Origin of the sequence: Streptomyces sp. SAI-135 (genome assembly GCF_029893805.1) — a bacterium.
GTDB lineage: Bacteria > Actinomycetota > Actinomycetes > Streptomycetales > Streptomycetaceae > Streptomyces.
In genome coordinates this window covers 3,163,516-3,176,336 of the sequence record NZ_JARXYP010000002.1, presented here as the reverse complement: position 1 = coordinate 3,176,336, position 12,821 = coordinate 3,163,516, and the positions used below count along the sequence as shown (strand labels likewise).

At 72.1% G+C, this 12,821-nt stretch carries 11 protein-coding genes and 1 pseudogene; 4 read left to right on the top strand and 8 right to left on the bottom strand.

The window, feature by feature from the left end:
• Window positions 1–28: 28 nt before the first annotated feature.
• The 4 genes and pseudogenes from M2163_RS18820 to M2163_RS18805 form a co-directional block, all read right to left on the bottom strand.
• Window positions 29–613, bottom strand: coding sequence for a TetR/AcrR family transcriptional regulator (locus tag M2163_RS18820; protein WP_280851632.1), 585 nt, complete (start codon window positions 611–613; stop codon window positions 29–31).
• A gap of 46 nt (window positions 614–659) precedes the next feature.
• Window positions 660–1,011: pseudogene (gene nirD / locus M2163_RS18815) on the bottom strand (nitrite reductase small subunit NirD).
• A complete protein-coding gene (gene nirB, locus M2163_RS18810) occupies window positions 1,008–3,611 on the bottom strand; it encodes a nitrite reductase large subunit NirB (RefSeq protein WP_280894516.1) in 2,604 nt (867 codons plus the stop codon). The pseudogene nirD and the gene nirB overlap by 4 nt, the downstream one beginning before the upstream one ends.
• Window positions 3,611–4,834, bottom strand: a complete 1,224-nt coding sequence (locus tag M2163_RS18805; protein WP_280851634.1) for an FAD-dependent oxidoreductase — start codon at window positions 4,832–4,834, stop codon at window positions 3,611–3,613. The genes nirB and M2163_RS18805 overlap by 1 nt, the downstream gene beginning before the upstream one ends.
• A 266-nt stretch (window positions 4,835–5,100) precedes the next feature.
• Between M2163_RS18805 and cpt the strand changes: the two genes are divergently transcribed.
• Complete coding sequence (gene cpt, locus M2163_RS18800; RefSeq protein WP_280851635.1) at window positions 5,101–5,646, top strand: chloramphenicol phosphotransferase CPT; 546 nt, start codon at window positions 5,101–5,103, stop codon at window positions 5,644–5,646.
• On the opposite strand, the gene M2163_RS18795 is transcribed toward cpt, so the two are convergent.
• Complete coding sequence (locus M2163_RS18795; protein WP_280894515.1) at window positions 5,630–6,256, bottom strand: class F sortase; 627 nt, start codon at window positions 6,254–6,256, stop codon at window positions 5,630–5,632. The two genes, cpt and M2163_RS18795, sit on opposite strands and share 17 nt — an antisense overlap.
• 112 nt (window positions 6,257–6,368) lie before the next feature.
• The gene (locus M2163_RS18790) at window positions 6,369–6,893 is read right to left on the bottom strand and encodes a hypothetical protein (protein ID WP_280851637.1); all 525 of its coding nucleotides are present in this window, start codon (window positions 6,891–6,893) and stop codon (window positions 6,369–6,371) included.
• A gap of 277 nt (window positions 6,894–7,170) precedes the next feature.
• Between M2163_RS18790 and M2163_RS18785 the strand changes: the two genes are divergently transcribed.
• Entirely contained in the window at window positions 7,171–7,752 is a 582-nt protein-coding gene (locus M2163_RS18785) for an NAD(P)H-dependent oxidoreductase (RefSeq protein WP_280851638.1), read from the top strand.
• Window positions 7,753–7,854: 102 nt separating this feature from the next.
• Window positions 7,855–8,286, top strand: a complete 432-nt coding sequence (locus tag M2163_RS18780) for a VOC family protein (protein WP_280897282.1) — start codon at window positions 7,855–7,857, stop codon at window positions 8,284–8,286.
• 172 nt (window positions 8,287–8,458) lie between these two features.
• Here M2163_RS18780 and M2163_RS18775 read toward each other — a convergent pair whose 3' ends face one another.
• Window positions 8,459–10,114 (bottom strand): M4 family metallopeptidase, encoded by a 1,656-nt coding sequence (locus tag M2163_RS18775; protein ID WP_280894514.1) that lies wholly within the window; start codon window positions 10,112–10,114, stop codon window positions 8,459–8,461.
• A gap of 131 nt (window positions 10,115–10,245) precedes the next feature.
• Between M2163_RS18775 and M2163_RS18770 the strand changes: the two genes are divergently transcribed.
• A complete protein-coding gene (locus M2163_RS18770) occupies window positions 10,246–10,707 on the top strand; it encodes a gamma-glutamylcyclotransferase family protein (protein WP_280851640.1) in 462 nt (153 codons plus the stop codon).
• On the opposite strand, the gene M2163_RS18765 is transcribed toward M2163_RS18770, so the two are convergent.
• Complete coding sequence (locus M2163_RS18765; protein ID WP_280894513.1) at window positions 10,667–12,769, bottom strand: molybdopterin oxidoreductase family protein; 2,103 nt, start codon at window positions 12,767–12,769, stop codon at window positions 10,667–10,669. The two genes, M2163_RS18770 and M2163_RS18765, sit on opposite strands and share 41 nt — an antisense overlap.
• Window positions 12,770–12,821: the final 52 nt, after the last annotated feature.

The window sequence follows — 12,821 nt, the reverse complement described above, 5'->3', positions numbered from 1 at the left end:
AAAAGGCGCCGCCCGCCCTGAAGAAAGCTCAGTCGAGCAGCGCCAGCGCCTGTTCCGCCGCGTCCCGCACCCGGGCCGGGTCCGCCGATGCCTTGCCGACGACCCGCAGCCCCTGGAGCAGCACCAGCAGCATCCTGGCGAGGGTCAGCGGGTCGCGGTCCGCCGGCAGTTCACCCTGCGCCTGAGCGCGGACCAGCGTCGAGTGCAGCACGGTCTCCAGCTGGTCCCAGTTGCGCTCGACGTGCCGCGCGGCCGCCGGGTCGTGCGGGGCCAGCTCGGCGGCCGTGTTGGTGACCATGCAGCCGTTGCGCCGCAGTTGCTCGTCGGCGGCCTCCGCCGCGTACCGCCGTACCACCGACCGCACGGCCGGCAGTGCGGGCCCCGGCTGGGACAGCTCCCGCACGATCGGCGGGAGCCCTGCCCGGTCGTAGCGGTCCAGCGCCCTCAGGTACAGCTCGTGCTTGCTGCCGAAGGTGGCGTAGATGCTGGCCCGCCCGATGCCGAGGTGTGCCACGAGGTCGGACATCGACGTCGCCTCGTAGCCGCGCCGCCAGAACAGCTCCAGAGCTGCCTGCAGCGCGGCCTCGGGGTCGAACTCCTTGGTCCTGGCCATGGGGAGGAGCCTAGGACCGTCTGGAACGGTCGGTCAAGAAACCCTGTTACGCCGCCCGCACCTCGTACGTGGCGATCCGCACCGACTCGTCGTCCAGGCACTCCCCGGTCTCCAGGTCGAACCGCTGCTTGAGCAGGGGCGAGGCCACGAACGGCCGGCCCTGGGCGCTGCCGGTCAGGCCGCGGGAGAGGACCGCCGCGCCGCTGAACGGGTCACGGTTGTCGACGGCGTACAGCACGGCCCGCGCGGTCGCGGAACAGGGCCGCCTGCCGGCCGTCGGGCAGCAGGGCCGCCACTCCCCGGCCGGGGAGCAGCCGGGCCAGCTCGCAGACCGCGAACCAGTCGCCGTTCAGCTGGAGTTCGACCTTCAGGTCGGTGGTCTCGGGTGCCAGGGTCATCGCTGGGCGCTTCCTTCCAGGGGACGGTGGCCGATGGTCAGCAGCGGCAGGTCGGGCTTGATCTGCTCGCGCTCGGGGACGAAGCCGACGACCGGGTCGGGGGTGTCGGGGGCGTTGACGAAGGACACGAACCGGGCGAGCTTCTCGGGGTCGTTGATGGTGGTCGCCCACTCGTCGGCGTAGTGCGCCACGTGGGCCGCCATCAGGGACTCCAGCTCCTCGCAGATGCCGAGGGAGTCCTCCACGACCACGTCACGGACGTGGTCCAGGCCGCCCGGGATGCGCTCCAGCCAGGTCGAGGTGCGCTCCAGGCGGTCCGCGGTGCGGATGTAGAACATCAGGAACCGGTCGATGAGCCTGATCAGTTCGGCGTCGGTGAGGTCCTGGGCGAGCAGGTCCGCGTGGCGCGGGGTCGCGCCGCCGTTGCCGCCGACGTAGAGGTTCCAGCCGTTGGAGGTGGCGATCACGCCGAAGTCCTTGGACTGGGCCTCGGCGCACTCGCGGGCGCAGCCGGAGACCGCCGACTTGAGCTTGTGCGGGGAGCGCAGGCCCCGGTAGCGCAGCTCCAGGTCGATGGCCATGCGGACCGAGTCCTGGACGCCGTAGCGGCACCAGGTCTGGCCGACGCAGGACTTCACCGTGCGCAGGGACTTGCCGTAGGCGTGGCCCGACTCGAAGCCGGCGTCGACCAACCGCGTCCAGATCAGCGGGAGTTGTTCCACTCGCGCGCCGAACATGTCGATCCGCTGGCCGCCGGTGATCTTCGTGTAGAGGCCGAAGTCGCGGGCGATCTCGCCGATCACGATGAGGCCCTCGGGGGTGATCTCACCGCCGGGGATGCGCGGGACGACCGAGTAGGAGCCGTTCTTCTGGATGTTGGCGAGGAAGTGGTCGTTGGAGTCCTGGAGGGCCGCCTGCTCACCGTCCAGGACGTAGCCGCTCGCGCCGATCGTCGGGGCGAGGGAGGCGATGATCGAGCCGACCGCGGGCTTGCAGATCTCGCAGCCGTCGCCGCCCCGCGCGCCGTCGCGGCCGTAGCGGTCGAGCAGGTCCTGGTAGGTGTTGATGCGCAGGGCCAGGACGATCTCGTAGAGCTCCTCGCGGGTCTGCGCGAAGCAGCCGCACAGGCCCTTGTCGACCTCGACGCCGGACGCCTCCAGCTCCGCGGTGACCAGCTGGCCGAGCACCTTGACGCAACTGCCGCACGTGGTGCCGGCCTTGGTGCACTTCTTCACCTCGGGCACGGTCGTGCAGTTGTGCTCGGTGACCGCGGCGCGGATCGTGCCCTTGCGGACGTTGTTGCAGGAGCAGATGATCGCGTCGTCCGGCAGCGCGGTCGGGCCGAGCTGCACCGACTCGCCCGCGCCGGCCGGCAGCACCAGCGACTCGGGGGAGACCGGCGGGACGGAACCGGTGAACGCCTTCAGCGTGCCGTACGCCTCCGCGTCGCCGACCAGGATGCCGCCGAGCAGCGTGCCGTCCCGGCCGATGACCAGCTTCTTGTACAGGCCCGCGCGGGAGTCGGAGTAGACGACGTCCATGCAGTCCTCGGTCGCGCCGTGCGCGTCGCCGAAGGAGGCCACGTCCACGCCGAGCAGCTTCAGCTTGGTGGACAGGTCGGCACCCAGGAAGGCGGCCTCGTCGGCGGCGATCGTCGCCGCCGCCGTCTCGGCCTGCTCGTATCCGGGGGCCACCAGGCCGTACACCCGGCCGTCGGCGGCCAGCGCGCACTCGCCGATCGCGAAGACGTGCGGGTCGGCGACCGTACGGCACTGTTCGTCGACGGTGATGCCGCCGCGCTCGCCGACCGTCAGTCCGCAGTCGCGGGCCAGCTGGTCGCGGGGGCGGACACCGGCGCTGAACACCACCAGGTCGGTGGCGAGTTCGGAGCCGTCGGACAGTTTCATGCCGGTGACGGCACCGTCCTCGTCGACCACGATCTCCTGGGTGCCGACGCCCGTGTGGACGCTCAGGCCCATCTCCTCGATGGTCCGCAGCAGCGCCGCGCCACCGCCCTCGTCGACCTGCACCGGCATCAGCCGCGGCGCGAACTCCACGATGTGGGAGGTGAGTCCGAGGCCCTTCAGGGCGCCGGCCGCCTCGAGTCCCAGCAGACCGCCGCCGACCACGGCACCGGTGGTGCGGGTCCTGGCGTACTCCTCGATGGCGAGGAGGTCCTCGATCGTGCGGTAGACGAAGCAGCCCTTGGCGTCCTTGTTCGGGACCGGCGGCACGAAGGGGTAGGAGCCGGTGGCGAGGACGAGGGTCTCGTACGCGAAGACCTGACCGGACTTTGCGGTGACCTTCTTCGCCTCGCGGTCGACGGCGACGGCCGGGTCGCCGACGTACAGCTCGATGCCGTGCGTCCGGATGAACTCCATGTCCGTCATGGAGAGTTCCTCGGGCGTCTTCCCCGAGAAGTACGAGGTGAGCGCGACGCGGTCGTACGCCGGGCGCGGCTCCTCGCAGAGCACGACCACGCGGTGGGTGGCGGTCAGGCCGCGCTCGGCGAGCGCCTCCAGGAAACGCTGGCCGACCATGCCGTGGCCGACGAGGACGATCGTGGGGGTGGCCTCCGTGGCCTCCGGGGTGGCGGTCATCAGGAGCCTCCATCGTTGGTGAGCAGGTGGAGCAGCGGTCCGCCGTCGGAGGGGAGCGGCTCTGCTCCCTCCCAGGCGCGGGCGAGCGCGCCGACGGTGCCGAGTTCGCCGACGAGGACCCCGCCGACCAGGCGGTCGTCGCGCACGACGACCTTGCGGTAGGTGCCGCGGGTGGCGTCCGCGAGCTGGACGACGTCGTCGCCCGGGAGTGCCTCGGTCTCGCCGAACGCGGCCAGGTCGAACGCGGTCTGTCCGGGCAGCGTGAGCCGGGTCAGGGAACGGGTGCCGGTGTAGCGGGCGCCCTGGTTCCCGGCACCGTCCGCCAGCAGCTCGGCGAGCACGTCGGCCTGTTCCAGGGCCGGCGTGGCGAGACCGTAGACGGTGCCGTCGTGCTGGGCGCAGTCGCCGATCGCGTGGATGTGCGGGTCGGAGGTGCGCAGTTCGTCGTCGACGACGATGCCCTTGCGCACGTCCAGGCCCGCGGTCTGCGCGAGACCGACACGCGGGTGGACCCCGCAGGCCAGGACCACGATCTCGGCGTCCAGGGCGTATCCGTCGGCCATCTCGACCGAGCGGACCGCCCCGCCGACACAGCGCACGTCCCGCACGCGCAGGTCGGTGTGGACCTCGACGCCGAGGTCCCGGAGGTGGCGCCGGACGAGCTTGGAGGCGCTCGGGTCGAGCTGGCGCTCCATGAGCCGCTCGGACTGCTGGGCGAGGATCACCTGGGCGCCGCGCTGGGCGAGCGCGCGGGCCGCGGAGACCCCGAGGAGTCCGCCGCCGATGACGACGGCCTTCACGCCCGGCCGCACGGCCTTGGACAGCCCCAGGCAGTCGTCCATCGTCCGGAACGCGTGCACGCCCTCGGGCAGCACGTGGTCGGGGGTGAACAGGCCGCGCAGCGGCGGCAGCACGGGGTTGGAGCCGGTGGCCAGGACCAGCGTGCCGTAGGCGATCTTCGAGCCGTCGGCGCACTCGACGGTCCGTGCCGCGCGGTCGATACCGGTGACCCGGGCACGGGTGAGCGCGGCCGGCGCCGGGAGCGCGATCACCTCGGGGGTGTACCGCCCGGCCAGCACCTCGGCGAGGAGCACCCGGTTGTACGGGCGGTGCTCCTCCTCGCCGATCAGCGTCACGGGCGTGCCGAGCTCTCCGAGCCGCCGGGCGAGCCGGACGCCCGCGAGACCGGCGCCGATCACCACCACACGCGTATTCGAGGTCATGCCTAGGAGCGTGCGTGGTGGGTGTTACCCGACCGCATCACCTCTGTTTCCCGCGAGGAACGCTGCCCTCAGCCGGGGCCGGGGGCGAGTGTGAGGGTTCGGGACGGGCGCGGGGGGAGCACTGTGAGGACACCGTCGCCGGGCACCCTCGCCGGAGTGCTCGGGCATGCCGGGTGCGCTGACCGCGCGTGCCGGCGACCGTCGTTCTCGCCCCGGTCGCCGATATTGCGTACGACCTGTGGCTCGCCTGACGCTACCGTGACGCCGTGACGACTCAGGTGATCGTGCTCAACGGCGGTTCCAGCTCCGGCAAGACGGCGCTCGCGCGGTCCCTCCAGGCCGTGCTGCCCGAGCCGTGGCTGGCGTTCGGCATCGACGACTTCGTCGACGCGATGCCCCCGGCCCTCCAGGAGTCGGACGCGGGCCTTGAGGTCACGGCGGACGGCGGGGTGAGCGTCGGGGCGGACTTCATGCGGCTGGAGGCGGCCTGGATGGCGGGCCTCGCCGCGACCGCCCGCGCGGGCGCCCGCGTCCTCGTCGACGACGTCTTCCTCGGCGGCCCGCGCTCCCAGGAACGCTGGCGAGGGGCCCTGGCCGGCCTCGACGTCCTGTGGGTCGGCGTACGCTGCGAGCCCGCCGTCGCCGCGGCCCGGGAGATCGCCCGCGGCGACCGGGTCCACGGGATGGCGGAGAAGCAGGCGCGGATCGTCCACGAGGGTGTGCACTACGACATCGAGGTCGACACCACCCGCACCGGCTCCCTGGACTGCGCGCACACCATCGCCACGGCGGTCGTCAGCGGCTGCCCGTGAGGTGCGCGAAGACCACCACGTTGCCGCGGTAGCCGGTCGAGCGTGAGTAGCCCCCGCCGCAGGTGATCACCCGCAGCTCGGGCCTCTTCGCGGCCCCGTACACCTTCTCGTCGGGGAAGTCCTTCGCGTCGTACACCTCGACCGCGTCCACCGTGAACACCGCGACGCTTCCGTCGCGCCGGTCCACCTCGATCGCGCTGCCCTTGCGCAGGGCGCCGAGGTCGTAGAAGACGGCCGGTCCCTCGGCGTTGTCGACGTGCCCGGCGAGGACCGCGGTTCCCGTCTCGCCGGGGGTGGTGCCGGCCTCGTACCAGCCGGCGAGGTTCTTCCTGGAGGCGGGCGGAACATCGAGGCTGCCGCTCGCCGTGAGGGCCAGGCCCGTCAGCGGCGCGTCCACGTGGATCGCGGGAATGCGCACGCGGTCGGGCGGGGACGGCGCCATCGCGGGCGCCGCGGCCGGCCCGCTGTCGCCGCCCGCGTGCGCCTGGGCGGCGGACGGCTGCGGCGGGGCGTGCGTCTCGGCGCCGCTGCGCAGCAGCCACGCGCCGGTGCACAGGGCCACCACGGTGACCCCCGCTATGGCGGTGTTGCCGAACCTGCGGTTGCGCACAGGAGCCTCCTCTACGGCTGGCCTGCCCGTCCCCCTCCGGGCCGCGAGGGGCGTCGGACCCGGAGGGGGAGGGGACATGCGGTACCGGCGGACGGACAGCGGAGGGTGTCCGTCAGATCCCGTCGCCTCTCGCCCGGCGATGCAGGAGCCAGGTACCGCCCGCGGCGGCGACGGCGAGAGCCGCCACACCGGCCGCGGTCTGTACGGGGTCGGGGCCAAGAGCGCCGCCGACCCCCGTCTTCACACTTCCTCTGGGATGCACCGGCTGACGCTGGGACGTCAGCGTGACCACCAGGTCACCGGTCACCCGCCGGCCGCCCTCCGCACAGATCGCGGCGATCTCGTACGTCCCCGGCTGCGCGCTCGACGGCACCTGGAACTGCCCGACCGCGTCACCCCGGTCCGTGCCGGGCGCCAGCGTGAACGCGCCCGCGCCCACCGCGCTGGCGTCCCCCGCGGCCGCCGTGCCGCCGTCCCCGCACGCCGCCGTGTCCACGGTGACCTGCCCACCCGGCACCACGGAGGACGGGAACACCTCGAGCCCGTCCGTGTCCCCGGCGTACGCGGGTGCGCAGAGGAGCCCCGCGGCGGCGACGGCGAGCGCGCTGCCGGTCAGCAGGCGGGTGGTGGTGCGCATGGTGCTCCTTCGAGCTCTCGGGCGGGTCCCTGTGCCTTCGAGGTAAGTGGCAGTGGACCGACCCCGCTTCCTGAGGGTGCGTCAGAATTACGGTGAATGGGTGTCAGATCGCTGCGCCCCGCCCCGGTCCGGCCGGAGTTTCAGCAGGTCATCGCCGTACGGCGGGCAGACCGCCGAAGAGATGCCGAAGAGTGCGGGGCGCGCGTGTGAACGGGTGACTGCTCGGCCGCGGTCCGGGCTTGACCTCAACTTTGGTCGAGGTATCAGGCTGTCCCGCATGCAGACAGACACCGCACCTCTCCATGTCACCCTCGTCGTCGGCAGCAACCGGCACGGCCGCTTCGGCCCCGTCGTGGCCGACTGGCTCCTCGACCGCCTGCGCGACCGCGACGACCTGGTCCCTGACGTCGTCGACGTGGCCGAGGCCGACCTGCCCATGTCCATGGCCCCGACCCCCGAGACGACCGCCGCCCTCGCCTCGGTGACCCCCAGGCTCGCCGCGGCGGACGCCTTCGTCGTGCTCACCCCCGAGTACAACCACTCCTACCCCGCAGGCCTGAAGAACCTGATCGACTGGCACTTCACGGAATGGCAGGCCAAACCGGTGGCCCTCGTGTCCTACGGGGGCATCTCGGGCGGTCTGCGAGCCGTCGAGCACCTGCGTCAGGTCTTCGCCGAGCTCCACGCGGTGACCGTCAGGGACACGGTCAGCTTCCACAACGCGGGCGGCTCCTTCGCCGACGGCCGTCTGAAGGATCCCTCGGGCCCGGACGCGGCGGCGAAGACGATGCTGGACCAGCTCGTGTGGTGGGGGAGGGTCCTCAGGGCGGGGAGGACCGCCCAGCCGTACGGCGGATGACACGGCGGGTGAACCGTCCGCGGCCGCGCATCCGACGGAGGACCGTCCGGCCGGCCGCACACGGGTGGGCGTCCCTGTCGGCGCTACGGTGAGGCAATGGGCATGGAACAGCGCATCACCCTGATCACGCTGGGCGTCTCGGACCTCGCCCGCTCCAAGGCCTTCTACGAGGCCCTGGGCTGGCGCGGGCAGGAGGTCGAGGAGACGGTCTTCTTCCAGGCGGGCGGTCTCGGCCTGGTCCTGTGGAGCCGGGACAGGCTGGCCGTGGACTGCGGCCTGGAACCGAGCCCCCCGAGCGGCTTCGGCGGCATCGCACTGGCCCACAATGTCCGCTCGGAGGCCGAGGTCGACGCCCTCCTCGCCAAGGTCGTGGAGGCGGGCGGCACCCTCACCAAACCGGCCGCGGTGAACGAGATCGGTTTCTACTCCAGCGCCTTCATCGACCCGGACGGCCACCCGTGGGAGGTCGCGTACAACCCGGGCTTCCCCCTGGCGGAGGACGGCACGCTCACCCTCCCGGACTTCGGCCGGTAGGCGGGGAGCGCTTCCGTTCCTCCCCCGGATCCCGGTGCCGCCCGATCCCGTCGGCGAACGGCGGATGTTCGGTGTGTGCGTGCTCCCGGCAGGCCCGGCACGTCACCCGTCACGGACACGGCCGCCCCGGAACCCGGGGCGGCCGTGTCACACGTCGGAAGACCGGTGCACGTCAGTTCACGTTCACCGCGCTCCAGGCCGCCGCCACCGCGTTGTACTCCGTGCTGCCCGCGCCGTACAGGTCCTTCGCCGCGTTCAGGGTGGCCGTGCGCGCCCCCGCGTAGTTCGTCGAGGACGTCATGTAGACCGTCAGCGCCCGGTACCAGATGGCGCCCAGCTTGGCCCGGCCGATGCCGGTGACCGTGGAGCCGTTGGAGGTGGGGGAGTTGTAGCTGACACCGTTGACGGTCTTGGCGCCGCTGCCCTCCGCGAGCAGGTACGCGAAGTGGTTCGCGACCCCGGAGGAGTAGTGGACGTCGAGGTTGCCGACCGAACTGCTCCAGGAGTCGGCGGACTTGCCGTCCTTGGAGGGCTTGTCCATGTAGCGCAGGGCGTCTCGTCCGAAGCCGGAGCGGACGATCTTCTCACCGATCAGGTAGTCACCGGTGTCCGAGGAGTTGCCCGCGTAGAACTCCACCAGCGTGCCGAAGATGTCGGAGGTCGCCTCGTTGAGCCCGCCCGACTCGCCCGAGTAGGTCAGCGCCGCCGTCTTGGACGTCACACCGTGGGACATCTCGTGCCCCGCCACGTCCAGCGACACCAGCGGGCCCATCTGCGTCCCGTCACCGTCGCCGTACGTCATGCAGAAGCAACTGTCGTCCCAGAAGGCGTTGTTGTAGTTGTTGCCGTAGTGGACGCGGTTGTAGGAGCCCTTGCCGTCCCCGCCGATCCCGTTCCGCCCGTGGACGTTCTTGTAGTAGTCCCAGGTGACGTCGGTCCCGTACTGCGCGTCCACCGCCGCCGTGGCCCGGTCCGAAGTCGCCCCCGTGCCCCAGTGGTTGTCGGCGTCGGTGAACAGGGTGGCGGGCGCCCGGCTGAAGCAGATGGTCAGGAAGCACAGGTCGGTCTTGTTCGCCGCGTCACCGGTGTAGGTGTTGCCGCGCGTCGCGTCCTTGAGCTGGTACGCCGACCCCGACTGTGTGGTCTCCAGCGAAACCGTGCCGCTGTACAGCGACTTGCCGTCGCCGGCCGCCTGCTCGATGCTGTCCCAGGCGTCGATCTGCGCCCCCGTGCGGGCGTCCGTGAGGACCGTGCGGGCGACCGGGTTGCCGAGGGAGTCCTGCGCGGCGGCATCGGTCTGCCAGGCCAGCCTCGGCGCCCCGTGCAGGGCGTCGACGACCAGCCGCGGCTTGGCGGTCAGCTTCTTCAGCGTCTCGCCCAGGTTGGCCGCCTTGAGCGCGTTCGCCGCGAGGTCGGCCGCCTTCGGGGCGGACAGGGCCGGGGTGACGCTCGACAGGGAGATCGCGCTCCGGGTCGCGCGTGAGGAGCTCTTGTACGCCCCGTCCGGCGCCAGGTGGACCACGAAGTCACCGCCGAGCACGGGAAGTTGGCGGTAGGTGCGGTCGTAGCGGACGTGCTGGGTGCCGTCGGGGTCGACGATCACGTCCCGGACCTTGGTGCGCTGCGCGGAGCCGAGCCCCAGCGCGGAGGCGTGGTCGGCCAGGACGGCGGCGGCGTTCTCGACCGCCGTGGCCCGGGTCGGTCTGTCCGCCGCACCGGCGGCGGGGGAGAGTGCCGCGGCGAGCAGGGTGGCGGCGGTGGCGGCCACTCCGGCGGTGGCGAGACGACGGGAACGGGCACCTCGGACGTACGGCCGTATCCGACTCATCGGTCTCCTCTGAAAGGCGCCAATGGGGCGCGTGGGGGGTGGCGCGGACGTTGACGAAGATTTAAGAGGCCATGACAAGCCATGTCCATAGCGCGTCACGTGCAGGTGTGTGAGGGGAGAGAATCGTTTCTGTGACCTCTGCACGACTCCCGTTCTTCGTCTACGGCACCCTCCGCCCCGGCGAGGTCAACCACGACCTCTTCCTGCGTGGCCGCGTCCGCTCCGAGGAGCCGGGCCTGCTCACCGGCGCGCTGCTGTACGACGGCCCCGGCTACCCGTACGCCGTGGAGGGGCCCGGGGGTGCGGTCGCGGGGGAACTCGTCACCCCGCGAGCCGACGCCTACGCCGAACTGCTCGCCGTGCTCGACGAGTTGGAGGAGTACGCCCCGGGAGACCCGCACAACCTGTACGAACGCGTCGCCCGCGAGGTGATCCGCACGGCCGACGGCACCCCCGTGCGCGCCTGGGCCTATGTGGCGGCCCCTCCCGTCGCCGCCCGCCTGCGAACCCGCGGCAAGCTCATCGAGAGCGGCGACTGGCGGCTCGGGCGGACTACCCCTCCACCGCCTCCACCCGCACCGCGCACGCCTTGAACTCCGGCATCCGCGAGGTCGGGTCAAGAGCGGGGTTGGTGAGGGTGTTGGCGCGGCCCTCGCCGTACCAGTGGAAGGGCATGAAGACCGTGTCGGGCCGGATGCCGAGCGTGATCCGGGCCGGTGCCACGGCCCGCCCGCGCCGCGAGACCACGGCCACCGGGTCGCCCTCGGCGGCCCCCAGCCGTTCCGCGAGCCGCGGGTGCAGCTCCACGAACGGGCCCGGCGCGGCGGCGTTCAGCTCGTCCACCCGGCGGGTCTGCGCGCCGGACTGGTACTGGGCCACGACCCGGCCGGTCGTCAGCAGCACCGGGTACTCCTCGTCGGGCTCCTCCGCGATCGCCCGGTGCGAGACCGGGACGAAGCGGGCCCGTCCGTCCGGGTGGGCGAAACGCTCCAGGAAGAGCCGCGGGGTGCCGGGGTGCACGTCGTCGTCACCGGCGGGTACGTCCTTGACGGGCGTCGGGCACGGCCAGAACACCCCGTTCTCCTCGGCCAGTCGGCGGTAGGTGATCCCGGAGTAGTCGGCCGGGCCGCCCGCGCTCGCCCGGCGCAGTTCCTCGAAGACCTCCTCGGGGTCGGTCGGGAAGCCCTTCTCCACGCCGAGCCGGTCGGCGAGTTCGTGCATCACCTCGAGGTCGCTGCGGATGCCGTCCGGCGGGGTGATCGCCTGTCGGCGCAGCAGCACCCGCCCCTCCAGGCTGGTCGTCGTGCCCGTCTCCTCGGCCCACTGCGTGACCGGCAGGACCACGTCCGCGAGGGCGGCCGTCTCCGACAGGACGACATCGCACACGGCAAGGAAGTCCAGGGACTTGATGCGCTCCTCGATGTGCGCGGCACGCGGCGCCGACACCACCGGGTTGGACCCCATCAGCAGCAGCGACCTGATGTCCGTGCCGAGCGCGTCCAGCAACTCGTAGGCGCTGCGCCCCGGTCCGGGCAGCGAGTCGGGGTCCACGCCCCACACCTCGGCGACATGCGCCCGCGCCGCCGGGTCGTCCAGCTTGCGGTAGCCGGGCAACTGGTCGGCCTTCTGGCCGTGTTCGCGCCCGCCCTGCCCGTTGCCCTGCCCGGTCAGACAGCCGTATCCGCTGTACGGGCGTCCCGCGCGCCCGGTCGCCAGGCACAGGTTGATCCACGCGCTCACGGTGTCGGTGCCCTTGGACTGCTGCTCGGGCCCGCGCGCGGTGAGCACCATCGCGGACTCCGGCTCGCAGAACATCCGTACGGTCTCCCGGAGCTGGGGCACCGGCACACCGGTGATCCGCTCCACGTACTCCGGCCAGTGGGCCATCGCGGCGGCCCGCGCGTCCTCCCAGCCGGTCGTGCGCTCACGGACGTACTCCTCGTCGACCAGCCCTTCGGCGACGACCAGGTGCAGCAGCCCGAGCGCGAGGGCCAGGTCCGTGCCGGGCCGGGGCATCAGATGCAGGTCGGCCTGCTCGGCGGTCCTGGTGCGGCGCGGGTCGACGACGATCAGCGTGCCGCCGTTCTCCTTCAGTTCGGTGAAGAACCGCAGGGACGGCGGCATGGTCTCGGCGAGGTTGGAGCCGACGAGGATCACACAGCCGGACTTCGGGATGTCCTCCAGCGGGAAGGGCAGTCCGCGGTCCAGGCCGAAGGCCTTCATGCCGCCGGCCGCCGCGGACGACATGCAGAAGCGCCCGTTGTAGTCGATCTGCGAGGTGCCGAGGACGACCCGGGCGAACTTGCCGAGCGTGTACGCCTTCTCGTTGGTCAGGCCGCCCCCGCCGAAGACCCCGCACGCGTCCGGGCCATGCTCCGTACGCGTGCGGGACAGCCCCTCGGCGATCCGGTCCAGCGCCTCGTCCCACGTCGCGGGCACCAATGTGCCCCCGGAGCGCACCAACGGGGAGGTCAGGCGCACCCGGGACGAGAGCACCGCGGGCGCGGTACGGCCCTTGCCGCACAGCGCGCCCCGGTTCACCGGGAAGTCCGCGCGCTCGCTCACCTCGACGGTCCCGTCCGGAGCGGGGGTCAGGTTCATGCCGCACTGCAAGGCGCAGTACGGGCAGTGCGTGGGCGTCGCGGAGTTCTGCATGCTCCTCAGCGTGCGTCGGCCGTGTTACGCCGGTGACGGCTCCGTGTTACGC